The organism is Rhodanobacter denitrificans, from assembly GCF_000230695.2.
GTDB classification, from domain to species: domain Bacteria; phylum Pseudomonadota; class Gammaproteobacteria; order Xanthomonadales; family Rhodanobacteraceae; genus Rhodanobacter; species Rhodanobacter denitrificans.
Genome location: NC_020541.1, coordinates 1,671,508 through 1,684,696, shown reverse-complemented (window position 1 = coordinate 1,684,696; position 13,189 = coordinate 1,671,508). Strand labels below are relative to the sequence as shown.

The following is a 13,189-nucleotide window of genomic DNA, read 5'->3' as shown; positions in this document are numbered from 1 at the left end:
ATGGCGGTTTCCCGCCCCGGCTTCCGATCCGGTGGTTTTCAAGTCAACTCGGCAAAGAACTGCTGGATGCGTTGCAGGCCCGGCTGCAACTGCGCCGCCGGGCAGGTGTAGGAAATGCGCATCGCGCGCGGCTCGCCGAAGGCGGAGCCGGGCACGCAGGCGACACCCTTCGCTTCCAGCAGCGCGGCGCAGAACTCCACGTCGTTGGTGATCCTGGTGCCGCCATGGCTCTTGCCGAACGCCGAGGAAATGTCGGGAAACGCGTAGAACGCACCCTGCGGCCGCGGGCAGACCACGCCGGGGATGGCGCTGAGTGCGGCGAACACGGTATCGCGCCGGTCGGCGAACTCGGCGCATTTCGCCCGCGGAATGTCCTGCGGGCCGGAAAGCGCCGCCACCGCCGCCGCGGTAATCACTTCCGGCAGGCTGGTGATGTGGTTGGAGTTGAGCGTGGTGACCGCCTTGGCCACCGACTCCGGCCCGGCCAGCAGGCCCACGCGCCAGCCCGGCATGCCGTAGGTCTTGGAGACCGAGTCGACGAAGATCACCCGCTCGCGCAACGCCGGCTGCGCGTGCACGAAGTTGTGGTAGCCCAGCCCATCGAACACCATCGCGTTGTAGATGTCGTCGGTGATCACCCAGGTATCCGGGTGCTTCGCCAGCACGTCGGCCAGCGCGGCGATTTCCGCGGCGGTGTAGACCATGCCGGTCGGGTTGGACGGGTTGTTGAACAGGAACACCTTCGGCTTGCGCGCCAGCGCGGCGTCGAGCTGGGCCGGGGTGAGCTTGTAGTTCTGCTCCGACCCGCAGTGCATCACGTGGACCTTCGCGCCCACGATGTCGGCGATGTCGCGGTAGGTGGTCCAGTACGGCGCGGCGAAGCAGATCTCGTCGCCCTCGTCCAGCAGCGCCTCGGCCAGGTTGTACAGCACCTGCTTGGCGCCGATGCCGATAGACAGGTTCATCCGCGTGTAGCCGCTGAAGCCGAGCGCCTCGATGTGCCTGAGGAACGCGTCCAGCAACGCCTCGGCGCCGCGGTTGCTGCCGTACTGGCCGGAATCGCGCGAGAGCGACTCGCGCGCGGCGGCGTAGACGTGCTCGCCGGGCAGGAAGTTCGGCACGCCGATGGAGAAGCTGATGATGTCGCGGCCGGCAGCCTTGAGCTGCTTCGCCTTCTCGGCGATCACCATGATCGCGCTGGGTTTGGCGCGGCCGACACGCTGGGCGAGCTGGGGCATGGGTTTCTCACGCAGGGAGGAAACAAAGGCGCGCATTTTATCACGCCGCCCGAACCCGGCGCTGGCCGCCGCCCGTACACACCAGGACGACACGGCCACGGCATGATGGGCGCGCCCGTCCCAAGGGCACCGTGACCTCATCGCAAAGGAGATCCGCATGCACTGGCTTTGGGTATTCGTGATTGGACTGGTCGTCGGCCTGGTGGCCAAGCTGCTGACGCCGGGCAAGGACCCGGGCGGCTTCATCATCACCGCCATCATCGGCATCGCCGGTTCGCTGCTGGCGACCTGGGTCGGCCAGAACGTGTTCGGCTGGTACCAGGCAGGGCAGTCCGCCGGCTTCATCGCCTCGGTGGTCGGCGCCATCGTGCTGCTGCTGTTGTATCACCTGGTCAAGCGAAAGTCGGCCTGAGCGCTGCCCCGGTGGATTCCGGCTCCACCGGGGCATTTTTCAGCCGAGCAGCTTGCCGGCCAGCCCTTCGAGCATGCCCAGGTCGAAGCCGCCGCCCTGTCCCTGCGCCGGCACCTTGCCGTCCGGCGTCAGGTGGTCGACCGCATGCGGCAACACTTGCGACAACCCGCCCAGCAAGACATTCGGATCCACACCCAGCTTGCCCGCGGCCTCTTGTACCAGCGACCCCAGGCCGCCGTTTTGCAGCGCTTGGCCCAGCTGCTCGCCCGACACCGGCTGGTTCGCGCCGGTGCCGACCCACGACTGCACCGCACTGCCCAGCCCGTGCTGCTGCAGCATGCCGACCAGGCCCTGCACGCCGCCTGCCTTCTCGATCAATTGCCCCGCGACGGCAATCAGTGAACCGGCGCCGGCCTGCCCTCCCTGTTGTCCCTGGCCACCGAGCAAATCATTGAGGAATGACATCGTCGTTCTCCCTGGATGGTGATGGATCGGATGCGCAGCCCGCCGATCATAAGCGGCCCGGAAATCCGCCATGACAACGCCACGTGAAGACCCGCCGGGAACGGCCACAAAAAAACCACCGGCGGGCGGCCGGCGGTTTCCTGTGATCCGGGGGTTCCCGGCTCAACCGCGCCGGTCGAGCACCGCGTTCCATTCCGCCACGCGGTCGGCCTGCGCCGCCAGCAGCGCGTCGACGTCGCCGTCCACGCTGACCTTCTCGATCGTGTCGCCCTGCCGGATCGTGTTGACCACGTCCATGTCGGCCGCGTCGACCACCTCGCCGAACACGCTGTGCTTGCCGTCCAGCCACGGCGTCGGACCGTGGGTGATGAAGAACTGGCTGCCGTTGGTGCGCGGGCCGGCATTCGCCATCGACAGCACGCCCGGCTTGTCGTGGCGCAGCGACGGATTGAACTCGTCCTCGAACTTGTAGCCCGGGCCGCCGCGACCGCTGCCCTCGGGGCAACCGCCCTGGATCATGAAATCGGCGATCACGCGGTGGAACGACAGGCCGTCGTAATAGCCGCGGCGGGCCAGATTGACGAAGCTGGCGACGGTAACCGGCGCCTTGTCTTCGTGCAGGCGCAGATGGATCGGGCCGCGGTTGGTGGTGAAGGTGACATTGATGGTCATCGCGAGTCCTTGGGTTTGAAGGCGGCTGCGCGCCGGAGCGCCAGCACGCGGACGGTCAAGGATAACCCAGCAATATCTACAGACCCAGCGCGGCGCGCTCCAGCAGGCCGGGCCCACGCGGCCGTGCGACCGGTACCGGCGCGTCGAGCGGCCACGTCGCGCCTTCATACAGGTACGCCCACAGCCGATCCAGCGCGGTGTAGCCATACGGCAGCAGCGGCACGTAGTGCTCGCCGAAACCGGGCAGCACGAGGAAGGCGTCGAAGTGCTGCGCGTGCGGCACCTTCCAGTAGATCGGCCGGCGCCCTTCGTCGCGCAGCCATGCCACATAGGGCTCGGAGCTGAACGCAGTGGGCAGCAGGCCGTCGCCGGCGCCGTGCAGCACCCACAGCGGCAGATCCTTGCGCGGCAGCCGCGCCGCGGTGGCCGCGACCGAGGCATGCAGCATCTGCGCTTGGTGGTCGTCGCCGGTCCACAGCGCGCGCAGGCATTCGCTGCCGATCAGGGTGGGGTCGGTCGAGACGTTCATGCCGCCGAACAGGCCGATGCCGTTGCCCGGCGGAATGCCCGAACCATCCGCCCACCAGGTCGCTCGCGTGACGGGATCGGCGATGCCCGGCAACCCGCCCACACCGAGCGCCGCGTAGTGAAAGCCGCACGGCATGTCGCTGGCGCCGCGACGCAGGTAGGCCGAGGCATAACCCGCCGCGATCACCCGCCACAGGTCGAAGGCAGTGGTGCTGGCCGCCGTCTGCATCGCCTCGTCGGTCCAGCCGCGCGCGCGCAGGTACTGCCGCGCCTGCTCCGCCTGCGCCATAACGGTGTTGCCACCGAGCTTGCCCTGTGCGCGCAGGCTGGCGCAGCGGATCGGCCAGGCCGGCAACGGCACGCCGCGCGGCCCGCGCGCCAGCGGCACCGCCGCGAAATCCTCCGCGCTCAGCGCGCACGGCAGCCAGATCGCCGCCTCGGTGGCGTAGTCGTACAGCGCGCGGCCGCGGTCCTGCACGTGCACGTTTGGTTCCAGCGCCACCACGCCGGCGAAAAAATGTTCCTGGTCCAGCCCCGCCGCCTGCAGCACGGCGCCGCCGCCGTTGGAGATGCCGACGGCGATGATCTTCGTGTTCTGCGGGGTGAACGGCGCCTCGGCAGGGAACGCGCGATCGAGCATGGCCAGGGCGAACTGCGCCGCCTGGATCACGTGGCGGCCCCAGTCGCCCTCCGGGTTGTCGCCCGAATGCGCATGCTTGATCGCAATGCCTGCAGCAGGCGACGCCGGCGGCGGCTGGAATTCCAGCTCCGCCTCGCCGCGTTTGGCGCGGCGGCCGTCCAGCGCCACGCCGCTGTCGTCGGCATAATCGAAGTAGCCCGCGCCGGTGCCCTTGTCGGTATAGGCCACCGCGCAGCCATGCGGCAGGCCCCAGGCGCCGGCCAGCGCGATCGCGCCGTAGATGCCGCGCGAACCGGACGAGGCGGTCACCACCAGGCAACGCTTGTGCCGGTCGAAGCCGTCCGGCAACTGCAGCAGCACGCGATGCGGCGAGCGCGCGCCGGGGATGCGCGCGAACGCCTGGTATTCGCGCCCCGGCACGTCCGGCACGCCGCCGTACACGCTGCCGTAGCCGCCCAGCGGGCCGAGGTCGGCGATGCCCTTCCAGCTGGTCTGGATCGCGCGTCGGCGCAGCTCTTCCGCGGCGGGATCCAGCGGGTTGGCGAATGGTGACAGCGGCCCGGCCAGCCCGGCCAGGCCCAGGCCGGCGCTCAACAGGTCGTCGTGGCTACGGTGCTCGGTCACCCGCACCTGGCCGTAATCAACTTCATGCATGGTGGATACCTTCCTCGTCCCGTGGCTGGCACAAGCCGACAGCATGACGGATGCCAGCGCGAACAAGAACAGCAGCGGCGAATGGCGGGTGGATGTCTTCATGCAGCCACCATAGCAAGCGCGGCGGCGGCTGCCATCGTACGAAAGTCCGTGCGGCGAACTCGACGCGGCGCGCACCGCCGGCTAACTTCAACTGCATGACGAATCTGCTGATTGCCGACGACCACCCGCTGTTCCGCGCCGCGCTGCGTCTGGCGGCGAGCGAGAACCTCGGCAACTGCAGCGTGCGCGAAGCGGCCGACCTGCCCGCGGTACTCGCCGCGCTGGCCGCCGAGCCGGACACCGACCTGGTCCTGCTCGACCTGCACATGCCGGGCAGCCGCGGCCTGTCCGGGCTGGCCACGCTGCGCGGCCAGCATCCCGGCGTGGCGGTGCTGGTGGTCTCCGCCCACGACGACCCGCGCATCGTGCGCCGCGTGCTCGACCACGGCGCCGCCGGCTTCATCCCCAAGAGCGCCAGCCCCGCCGAGATCGGCGCGGCGATCTGCAGCGTGCTCGACTGCGGCCGCTGGCTGCCGCCCGCTCTGGCCGAGGCCGTCGCCGCCCTGCCCGCCGATCCGGCCGACGCCGACCTCGCCGGCCGCCTCGCCCGCCTCACCGAGCAGCAGTCCCGCGTGCTCGCCCTGCTCGCCGAGGGCCTGCTCAACAAGCAGATCGCCGACCGACTGGGCATCCAGGAGCGCACCGTGAAGGCGCACGTCACCGCGATCTTCGAGAAGCTGCGGGTGCGGAACCGCACGCAGGCGGGGATGCTGCTGAAGTCGCTGGAGCTGGGCGAGCCGGGCCGGGCGCTGTAGACGCCTCAATCGACTGCGGACCCCGTCCTTCACCAACACGCTACGCGTTCGCCACGCTGGCCGCCACCCGCTGCAGCACCTGCCGCAGCGCCAGCGGTTTCAGCGGCTTGTACAGCACGCCGATGCCCGCTTCCAGCAGGCGCTGGCGCAGTTCGCCATCGCGGTCCGCGGTCAGCATCACGGTCGGCACGCCGGCGTGCCGACGGTTCAGCTGCTGCCATACCTCCAGTCCGGTCTGCCCGCCGTCGAGATGGAAGTCGAGGATGTGCAGGTCCGGTCGCCACGGCGCCGCCAGCGCCTGGGCGGAATTTCGCGCCGCGTGCACGTGCCAGCCCCAACTGGCCAGCAGGCTGCCGAGCGCGGCAAGCGCGGCTGGCTCGTTGTCCAGCACCAGCGCACGGCCGGCCGGCAGCGAGTGCGGCGTGTCGACGAGCGGCGGCAGTCGAATGGCCGCGCGTGCCGACGGCACGTCGAGGTAAAACACGCTGCCGCGGCCGGGCCACGACTGCAGCCCCAGCGGATGGCCGAGCAGGTCGGCCATGCGTTGCGCGATCGACAGGCCCAGCCCGAGCCCCTGCCCGCCGGCAGCGCTGCCGCGGCGGAATTCCTGGAAGATCAGCTGCTGCTCCTCCACCGCGATGCCGGGACCGCTGTCCCACACTTCCACGCGCAAATGATCGCCACGCCCGCGCACGCCGAGCAGCACGCGGCCATGCTCGGCGTAACGCAAGGCGTTGGAGAGGAAGTTCTGCAGCACCCGGCGCAGCAGCTGCGGATCGGAACGCACCCAGCCGCGCGTACCAACCACGTCCAGCCGCACGCCCCGATCCAGCGCGATCGCACGGAACTCGGCGGCCAGCGGGTCGAGCACCTCGGCCAGCGCGAACGCGCGCGGCTGCGGATGCAGGCGGCCGCCTTCAAGCCGGGCCACGTCGAGCAGCCCGGTGAGGAGGCCCTCGGTGGCGGCCAGCGCGCCGTTGAGGTGCTGCGCGGTGGCCGCATCGCCGCCGCGCTCGGTCAGTGCATGGGCGAACAGCTGCGCGGCATGCAGCGGTTGCATGAGGTCGTGGGTGACCGCGGCGAGGAAGCGGCTCTTCGCCTCGTTCGCGGCCTGCGCTTCGGCCGAGGCCGCAGCGAGTTCGCGGGTGCGTTCTTCCACGCGAAGTTCCAGCGTCTCGTTGACACGCTTCAGCGCCGCCTCGGCCTGGCGGAACGCGGTGACGTCGGTGAAGGTGGCCACGAAGCCGCCGCCGGGCATCGGGTTGCCGCGGATCTCGACGATGGTGCCGTCGGGGAAGCGCCGCTCGGACAGGTGCCGGGTACCTTCGCGCATGTGCGCCAGCCGGCGCTGCACGCGCACCTCCACCTCGCCCGGACCGAGCATGCCGGCAGCGATGTTGTGGCGGGTCAGCTCGGCCACCGGACGGCCCACCTGCAGCAGCTCCGGCGGATAGTCGAACAGCCGCGCGTACGGCGTGTTCCACGCCACCAGATGCAGCTCGGCGTCGACCACGCAGATGCCCTGGCTCATGTTCTCCAGCGCCGCCTCCAGCACGCGCTGGTTGAAGCGCAGGTCCTGCGCCGCCTCGCCGACGATGGCGACCACCGTGTCCAGATCGTCGCGGCCCTGCCGGTGCACCACTTCCAGCAGCAGGCGCGCGGAGGCGGCACCGATCACCGCGGCCAGTTCGTGCTCGACCTGGGCGGCCCGCACGCTGCCGGCGGGCCCCACCGCCGGCGCGCTGGCGAACAGGTGCTCGACCCGCTCGGGCGGCAGGAAACGCATCGCCAGCGCACGCAATTCGACCAGGCCCACGTCGCCCACGCTGACCGCGCGCGCCACGCGGCCGAAGCGCGAGCCGGCCACTGCCAGCATCACCACGATGTTGACCAGCAGACTCGCCGCCACCGCGCGGCCCAGCCGGTTCCAGTTGCCCAGCCCGAGCAGGCCGTCCGGCGCCAGCCAATGCAGGCCGAGCGGGCCGTCGTGCAGCCATGCCGGTGCGCCGGGCAACAGGGTCGGCAGCGCCGCGTAGACCCAGGCCAGCGTGCCGGCGGCCAGCCCCGCCATCACCGCGCGCGGCCCGAGCTGCGGGCGGTACATCGCCACCAGCATCGCCGGAGTGAGTCCGGCCAGTGCGGAGAAGGAGATCGCGCCGATGTCGGCCAGCGCCTCGTTGCGCGCCAGCAGGCGGCTGTACGCCCACGCCAGCAGGATCAGCACCAGGATCGCCACGCGCCGGTAGTTCAACAGCTCGCCGCGCAGGTCGCCATGCTCGTCGCGACCCCAGCCGGCGCGCACCCGCAGCGGCGCGATGAAATGGTTGACCACCATCAGGCTCAGCGTGAGCGTGGCGATCACCACCATGCTGGTGGCCGCGCTCAGGCCGCCGAGGAAGGCGACCAGCGCCAGGCCATGCTCGCCGCGTGCCAGCGGCAGCGCCAGCACGTACATGTCCGAGGACACTCCGCTGGCGCCCAGCCACGCATCGCCCAGCCGCGCCAACGGCAGGATCGGCAGCGAGATCAGCAGCAGGTACAGCGGGAACAGCCAGCGCGCGGTGCGCAGCTGGCCGTCCTCGCGGCATTCGACGATGCCGGCGTAGAACTGGTGCGGCATGGTGAACATCGCCAGCGCGCCGAGCAGGATCAGCGCGGGGAAGCCGCCGCTGTCCGGCGGCGGCGGCACGCTCGCCGGCAGTCCCGACGGCACCGCGGCGAACAGCAGCGAGCCCAGCGCCAGCATCGCGCCCAGCTTGAACAGCGACTCGAACGCCATCGCCAGCACCAGCCCGCGGTTGTGCGCCATGGTCGAGGCGCGGCGGGTGCCGAACAGCATCGCGAACAGCGCCATCAACAGCGCCACGTACAGCGCACTGTCCTGCCACGGACTGGATTCGGCCAGCTGGCCCTGGCTGAGGATGCCGTAGCTCATCGCCACCGCCTTCAGCTGCAGCGCGATGTACGGCACGATGCCGATCACCACCACCGCGGTAACCAGCGCCGCCAGCCCGGAATGCCGCCCCAGCCGCACCGCGATCAGGTCGGCCAGCGAGCCGGCGTTGTATTCGCGCACCAGTCGCACCATGCGGCGCAGGAAGCCCAGCGCGAACAGGTACATCAGGATCGCCCCGACGAAGGTCGGCGGCAGCCACCAGCCCGAACGGCTGGCCTGGGTTACGGTGCCGTAGAACGTCCACGAGGTGCAATGGATCGCCAGCGACAGCGCGTACACGATCGCCCAGCGCTTCTCGAAGATGCGCGGCCGGCGCTCGCCGAGCAGGGCCACGCCGAACAGCAGGCCCAGCCAGCACAGCGCGGCGATGGCGATGAGGGTGGTGCTCAGCATGGTGCCAGCGTCGGTGAGGGCGACTTCAGTCGCGACGCTCTGACCTGATTCTTTCGAGCGAAGAGCTTTCGCCCTCCTTCGGAGGCCGAATCACTTTCTCTCGCTTGCCCGAGAGAAAGTAACCAAAGAGAGGGGCACCCCGCTTGGCGCTTGCCGGGCTCCTGCCCGGCAAGTCCGTGAGCCGGGGCCGGGCTTTTCGAACGGGCATCCTGCCTGTGCGAAAAGGAGTCGACCTCCCTGTCGACTCCCGCTGCGCGGCCTGTCGTCCCCGTCTCACCGCCGCACAGGGGCCCCGGGTAGAGCGGCGGGCCATCCTGGCCCGCACCCGGTGAAAAGCTGAAAAGCCAGAGCCGAAGCAGCCCGCTGCTCTGCTGTTGCTGTTGACCTGGCTCTTCTGAAAAGTGCGGGCCAGGATGGCCCGCTGCTCTACCCGGGGCCCCTCTGTAGCGGCGGACGGGTGAAGGAAAGCCCGCAGGGTGGTCGGCAGGGATGCCGGCCAGTTTGGCGTCAGCACAGGATGTGCTGTCGACAAACCCCGTAACCCGGCCGCGGACCTTGCGGGCAGGATGCCCGCAAGGCGCGTAAGCGGGGTGGCCTTTCTCTTTGGTTACTTTCTCTTTGGCCACGCAAAGAGAAAGTAACTCGGCTGCCGCAGGCAGACGAAAGCTCTTCGCTTTGAAGCTCCTGACTCTGCACGAAGCAACAGCATCGCGCACAAGGTACGCTCCTACAGTGGTGCAAGCGACGGGGTGATCGCACGAGGCCATCAATGCCCCGCCGGCAACCCCAGCGCGCGCACCGCGTTCACCACCCAGCGCAACTGCACGCCGTGGCGGCTGTCGTAGTCGGCTCCGGAATATCCCCACCAGTCCCAGCATGCTTGCGGATTCAAGGGCGCGAGACTTGCGCGGGTCTGAGGATATAGCACCGCTACGTCGTAGACGTCGGCCCAGCGGTTGAAGCCGGCATCCTCGACGAAGGCCTTGCCCACCGCGTCGGCGTTCTGCCTGCAGCCGTGGAACGCGACCATCACGCCGCACGGCTTGCCGGCCAGGCAATCCAGCGGCAGGTAGACGTAGCCGGTGACGGCCAGGAAGGCATCGGCGCCGTCGGGGCGCAGCGCATCCTGGTCGAACGTACGCAGCTCGCCCTGTGCCGTGGTCGCCGCATGCGCCGGCTTGCCGAACATCTGGGCGAAGATTTCACCGGCCGCGTCGAAGCCGCAATGGCCGAGATACGGCGCGACCGACTTGTCGCAGTCGTCGCCGCTGCCAGCCACCGGCAGGTTGTGAGCGAAGGCGCGCTGGTCGTCGTCGTGCACCTGCATGCCCTTCAATCCCGGCATGCCGTCGCGCAGCTGCCGGTAGAACTGCGCGCCCGCCTCGGCTACCGCCGGCGCCACCAGCGCGTCGTCCTTGCCGTGCAGCAGGTAGACGCGGGCGTGCGCCAGGTTCTTCAGCGCGCCGATCTCGCCGCTGGCGGAGCGCCTGCCGGCACTGGCCACCAGCGCGCCGACATCCGGCGCAGGCACCCCCTTCATGCAACTGCCCAGTGCCGCGTCCAGCTTGCCGCCGGCGCAGCCGAACGGACCGCCGGCCACGATGGCCGCGTTGGGGAACAGCTCCGGGTACACCAGCTGCACCTGTGCGGCCATGTACGCACCGGAGGAAAGGCCGACCACGGCGGTGCGCGAAGCGTCGATCTTCAAGGCGGGCAGCGGCAACGCGTCGCCCGCGCGGGCCAGCGGCGCAACCAGCAGCAGGGCCAACAGGCCGAAAGTCTTGCGCATGCTTTTTCTCCGTTGGCGGACCGGCAGGTGTCCAGCGGGCTCATGGAGCCGCACGGACGCGGCCGGAACCGCGATGTCATCCGCCACGGCTCGTGCCGGCAGTGGAAAAAAACGCCCCGCGGGAGCCGGCTGGCGCTCGCGCGGGGATGGGGAGAAACGACTGCGTCAGAACCGGTACTTCGCGGTCAGCGTGACCATCCGCGGGGCACCGTAGAAGCCGGTGTAGATGCCCAGCGCGCCGACGTTGTAGCCGGTGGTGCGGTAGGACTTGTTGGCCAGGTTGCTGCCCTGCAGGCTGAGCGACCAGGGCTGGTTGATCTGCCAGATCACGCCGGCGTTCCACAGGCCGTACGCGGGCTGGGCGATCAGCGGCGACAGCGTGGTTTCCGGATACACCATGGACTGGTAGGTGTAGTTCACCCGCGCGCTGACGCTGCCGCCGCCGGCCAGCGGCGTGGTGTTCTCCAGCGACAGGCCGCCGGACCACTTCGGCGCGTTGGTGAACTTCTGCTGGTCGGCGACGTTGACGCCGCGGGTCATGTACTCGGTGTACTTGGTGTGCAGGTAGGCGACGTTGCCGCGCAGGGTCCAGTTCTCGGCCGGCTTCCAGGCAAACTCCTCCTCCAGGCCGTCGATGTGGCCCTTGCCGGCGTTGGTGAAGTCGCCGAAGAAACCCTGGCTGCCGTTGGGCAGCGTGTAGGAGCTGAATACCGACAGCTGGATGTTGGTGTAGAGGTTGTGGAACAGCGCCGTGTTCATCATCAGCGCGCCGTCGAGGAAGGTCATCTTGCTGCCCAGCTCGAACGACTGCACCTTTTCGTCATCGATCGGGCGGCACGAACTGGGCACCGCCACGCAGTTCGCGCGGATGTTGTAGCCGCCGGAGTGGAAGCCCTCCGAGTAGCTGGCGTAGAGCTTCACCTGGTCGTTCGCGCTCCAGTCCAGCGAGACCTTCGGCGAGACGTTGCTGGTCGCGTGCGAGCCGCTGAAGTCGGCCAGGGTGCTGGTGCGCGTGGTGAACGTGGCGTCCGAGAAGCCGAAGTTCTGGATCAGCGCGGTCTTGGTCTCGTGGGTGTAGCGCAGGCCCACGTCCAGGCTCCAGCTCGGATTGATGTCCCAGGTGAAATCGCCGTAGCCCGCATAGCTCTTGGTGCCCATGCGCCCGCCGGTGCTGCCGTACTGCGACAGGTGCAACGTGGAGTACGGCGGCGAGCCGAGGAAGATGTTGTGGATCTCGCCGTCGGCGCGGCCGTCGAAGTAGTACGCGCCGAACACGCCGTGCAGGCTGCCGCCGGCATCGTAGTTGGCCTGGAATTCCTGGCTGAACTGATGATCCTTGTAGACCGCGTTCACGTCGGCGATTTTCTCCGGCAACGTGTCGAAATCGATGTTGGTATCGGTCGAGGAGCCGCGCACGGCAGTCACGGATTTCAGCGACCAGTTCGGGCTGGCGATCCAGTTCATCGTCAGCGCGCTGCCGTAGAGCTTGGTGTGGTTGAGCTGGGCGAAGCCGCTGCGGGTGTCGAAATCGCTCGACAGCAGCGGGTAGGCCGGGTCGAGCTTGTTCACCGTGAGCATCTTGGCGCCGCGCGGATTGGAGTTGTCGCGCACGCCGTCGACCGACAGCTGCATGTTGAACTGGCTGGACGGGAAGAAGCCGATCGTGGCGCGCGCGGCATTGGTGTTCTTGTTGCCGTTGCGGCTGCCGGTGAGGATGTCCTCGCCGAAACCGTCGTTGTGCCCGCTGGCGTAGGCGATGCGTCCACGCCACACCTGGTCCGCGCTGGCGCCGCCGAAACTGGCCTTGACGTCCTTCTCGCCGTGGGTGCCCACGGTGGCTTCCACCGAGCCTTCGGTCTTCACCGGCAGCGGGTTGGAGACGTACTTGATCGCACCGCCGATGGTGTTCTTGCCGTACAGCGTGCCCTGCGGGCCGCGCAGCACCTCGATGCGGCTGACGTCGAACACGTCCAGCACCGCGCCCTGCGGACGCGCCAGGTAGACGTCGTCCAGATAGATGCCCACGCCCGGGTCGAAGCCCCAGGTCGGGTCGGCCTGGCCGACGCCGCGGATGTAGGCGGTGAGCGTGGTGTTGGAACCGCGGGCGGCATAGATCTGCAGCGAGGGCACCTTGCCCTGCAGGTCGGCCAGGTTCTGCACGTTCTGCGTTTCCAGCGCCTGCGCGGTGAAGGCACTGACCGCGATCGGCACGTCCTGCAGGGTTTCCTCGCGCTTGCGCGCGGTGACCGTGATCTGGTCGAGCTGCTTGACGCTGGTGGTCTTCACCGCCTTGCCGCCGGTGTCGGCGGCCTGCTGCGCATACAACGGTGCCGCGGACAGCAGTCCGGTGGCCAGGCCGATCGCCAGACTCAGATACGTGCGCTTCATGGTTTCCCCTTCCCCTTTCCCGTGGTGTGACCGGCAGTGGACGCGGCCATCTGCAATGGATGCTACGGGGCGAGCTTAGATAGCCATCGAGGGAGCCGGCACTTGTACCTTCGTACAGTGCCGGCGGTACCCGACGTTGCGGATACTCGGCCCCATGTCCCGACCACGCTCGCGGACCCGGCTCACTTGGGGGATTC

Annotated in this window: 9 protein-coding genes; 2 read left to right on the top strand and 7 right to left on the bottom strand. The window is 69.1% G+C overall.

Translation table 11 applies throughout. From position 1 onward, the window contains the following. Window positions 1-38: 38 nt before the first annotated feature. Window positions 39-1,238, bottom strand: coding sequence for a pyridoxal phosphate-dependent aminotransferase (locus tag R2APBS1_RS07570; protein ID WP_015447464.1), 1,200 nt, complete (start codon window positions 1,236-1,238; stop codon window positions 39-41). Window positions 1,239-1,395: 157 nt separating this feature from the next. Between R2APBS1_RS07570 and R2APBS1_RS07565 the strand changes: the two genes are divergently transcribed. Continuing rightward, complete coding sequence (locus R2APBS1_RS07565; protein WP_007509895.1) at window positions 1,396-1,650, top strand: GlsB/YeaQ/YmgE family stress response membrane protein; 255 nt, start codon at window positions 1,396-1,398, stop codon at window positions 1,648-1,650. Window positions 1,651-1,689: 39 nt separating this feature from the next. On the opposite strand, the gene R2APBS1_RS07560 is transcribed toward R2APBS1_RS07565, so the two are convergent. The 3 genes from R2APBS1_RS07560 to R2APBS1_RS07550 form a co-directional block, all read right to left on the bottom strand. Further along, complete coding sequence (locus tag R2APBS1_RS07560; protein ID WP_007509897.1) at window positions 1,690-2,115, bottom strand: YidB family protein; 426 nt, start codon at window positions 2,113-2,115, stop codon at window positions 1,690-1,692. Window positions 2,116-2,277: 162 nt separating this feature from the next. Further along, entirely contained in the window at window positions 2,278-2,787 is a 510-nt protein-coding gene (locus R2APBS1_RS07555) for a peptidylprolyl isomerase (protein ID WP_007509900.1), read from the bottom strand. Window positions 2,788-2,863: 76 nt separating this feature from the next. Further along, complete coding sequence (locus R2APBS1_RS07550; RefSeq protein ID WP_041676694.1) at window positions 2,864-4,609, bottom strand: 3-hydroxybutyrate oligomer hydrolase family protein; 1,746 nt, start codon at window positions 4,607-4,609, stop codon at window positions 2,864-2,866. 197 nt (window positions 4,610-4,806) lie between these two features. Here R2APBS1_RS07550 and R2APBS1_RS07545 point away from each other — a divergent pair, with 197 nt between their 5' ends. Further along, on the top strand, window positions 4,807-5,466 hold the full coding sequence (locus R2APBS1_RS07545) for a response regulator transcription factor (protein ID WP_007509904.1): 660 nt from the start codon (window positions 4,807-4,809) through the stop codon (window positions 5,464-5,466). 40 nt (window positions 5,467-5,506) lie between these two features. On the opposite strand, the gene R2APBS1_RS07540 is transcribed toward R2APBS1_RS07545, so the two are convergent. From R2APBS1_RS07540 to R2APBS1_RS07530, 3 genes are all read right to left on the bottom strand, one after another. Continuing rightward, a complete protein-coding gene (locus R2APBS1_RS07540; protein ID WP_015447462.1) occupies window positions 5,507-8,815 on the bottom strand; it encodes a hybrid sensor histidine kinase/response regulator in 3,309 nt (1,102 codons plus the stop codon). Between the two features lie 766 nt (window positions 8,816-9,581). Beyond that, a complete protein-coding gene (locus tag R2APBS1_RS07535; protein WP_015447461.1) occupies window positions 9,582-10,604 on the bottom strand; it encodes an extracellular catalytic domain type 2 short-chain-length polyhydroxyalkanoate depolymerase in 1,023 nt (340 codons plus the stop codon). Window positions 10,605-10,769: 165 nt separating this feature from the next. Then, window positions 10,770-12,992: a TonB-dependent receptor gene (locus R2APBS1_RS07530; protein WP_015447460.1), complete on the bottom strand. Its 2,223-nt coding sequence runs from the start codon at window positions 12,990-12,992 to the stop codon at window positions 10,770-10,772. Between the last annotated feature and the right edge of the window lie 197 nt (window positions 12,993-13,189).